This is a genomic window from Streptomyces sp. NRRL S-118 (genome assembly GCF_000716335.1).
GTDB lineage: Bacteria > Actinomycetota > Actinomycetes > Streptomycetales > Streptomycetaceae > Streptomyces.
Genome location: NZ_KL591012.1, coordinates 5,221 through 6,344 on the forward strand (window position 1 = coordinate 5,221; position 1,124 = coordinate 6,344).

The 1,124-nt window shown below is 67.4% G+C and carries 1 protein-coding gene; it reads left to right on the top strand.

Annotation, left to right across the window (positions count from 1 at the left end; genetic code table 11):
* The coding region (locus tag IH00_RS44180) for a HAMP domain-containing protein (RefSeq protein WP_234334908.1) at window positions 1-1,124 on the top strand (1,124 nt) is incomplete at both ends.

Genomic DNA, 1,124 nt, shown 5'->3' on the forward strand with positions numbered 1-1,124 from the left:
CGATGGTCGACCAGCTCTCGGCGTTCGCGGAGCAGGTGACCCGGGTGGCCCGTGAGGTGGGCACCGACGGCCGGCTGGGCGGCCAGGCGCAGGTGCCGGGTGTCGCGGGTGTGTGGCGGGACCTGACGGATTCGGTGAACGGCATGGCGGGGAACCTGACCGCCCAGGTCCGCAACATCGCTCAGGTCGCGACGGCCGTGGCGCGCGGTGACCTGTCGCAGAAGATCGACGTGGACGCGCGGGGCGAGATCCTGGAGCTGAAGAACACCCTCAACACGATGGTGGACCAGCTGTCCAACTTCGCGGAGCAGGTGACCCGGGTGGCCCGCGAGGTGGGCACCGAGGGCATCCTGGGCGGCCAGGCGGAGGTGCAGGGCGTCTCCGGTACCTGGAAGGACCTGACCCAGTCCGTCAACTCGATGGCGAACAACCTGACGTCGCAGGTGCGGAACATCGCCGAGGTGACGACCGCGGTCGCCAAGGGCGATCTGTCGAAGAAGATCACCGTGGACGCGCGGGGCGAGATCCTCGACCTGGTCACCACCGTCAACACGATGGTGGACCAGCTGTCCAACTTCGCCGACGAGGTGACGCGGGTCGCCCGTGAGGTGGGTACCGAGGGCATTCTGGGCGGTCAGGCGCGGGTGCGGGGTGTCACCGGCATCTGGAAGGACCTGAGCGACAACGTCAACGTGATGGCGAACAACCTGACCTCGCAGGTGCGGAACATCTCGCGGGTGTCGTCGGCCGTCGCCAACGGTGATCTGACGAAGAAGGTGACGGTCGAGGCGCGCGGCGAGGTCGCGGAGCTCGCCGACACCGTCAACACCATGGTGACCACGCTGTCGTCGTTCGCCGACGAGGTCACGCGGGTGGCGCGCGAGGTGGGCACGGAAGGTGAGCTGGGCGGTCAGGCCCGGGTGCCGGGTGTGTCCGGTACGTGGAAGGACCTGACTGAGTCGGTGAACTCGATGGCGTCCAACCTGACGGGGCAGGTGCGCCAGATCGCCGCGGTCACCACGGCCATCGCCAAGGGCGATCTCACCAAGAAGATCGACATCGATGCGCAGGGCGAGATCCTGGAGCTGAAGAACACCATCAACACGATGGTCGACCAGCTCTCG